General features: G+C 43.4%; 2 protein-coding genes. One reads left to right on the plus strand and one right to left on the minus strand.

The features are described 5' to 3' along the window. The coding region (locus tag OOZ15_RS20070) for a hypothetical protein (RefSeq protein ID WP_265958202.1) at positions 1-192 on the minus strand (192 nt) is incomplete at its 3' end. Between the two features lie 37 nt (positions 193-229). Between OOZ15_RS20070 and OOZ15_RS20075 the strand changes: the two genes are divergently transcribed. Further along, positions 230-537, plus strand: a 308-nt coding sequence (locus OOZ15_RS20075) for a hypothetical protein (RefSeq protein ID WP_265958203.1), incomplete at its 3' end; no start/stop codon positions are given.

Genomic DNA, 537 nt, shown 5'->3' on the forward strand with positions numbered 1-537 from the left:
AATTTTGCCAATTGTTAGCAATGCATCCCAAACCATTGGCAAAGGTAGCCACACGCCAACCGCATTTGCAAGGCCGAGCCCTTCGGGATGCCGAACATTTTTCCTTTGGGAAAAATAACCGCCCATGCCTTGCCTTTTCCAAAGTGTGGCCGTTGTTGCCCTGTTTTGGTAATGCCATTGCCAGGCAGCCAAAACAATAAATCATTGTTTAACTTAAAATTTTTCAATTATGGCAACAACAGTAAAACAAAACGGGATTGCAAAAAAGCAAACCACTTCATCCAAAAATGAAGTAAAAAAGAAGTTGACCGAAGAAGCCACTGGTAAACCAACGGCCAACGCAAAAACAAAAGCGAGCGTGAAAACGAGTAAGGCTTCCGTAAACCTGGATGACCGTATCCAAAAATTTGAGAAATTGCGTGGATTGGCCACTCAAAGGGAACGGCTGGTGCAGACCTTGAATGAACTCACCAAGTTCAATTACAACCAAGGCGATTCCAGTTCCTTTTATTTAAGGGATTCCCACGGGATGGAATT

The organism is Galbibacter kalidii, from assembly GCF_026241135.1.
Lineage (GTDB): Bacteria > Bacteroidota > Bacteroidia > Flavobacteriales > Flavobacteriaceae > Galbibacter.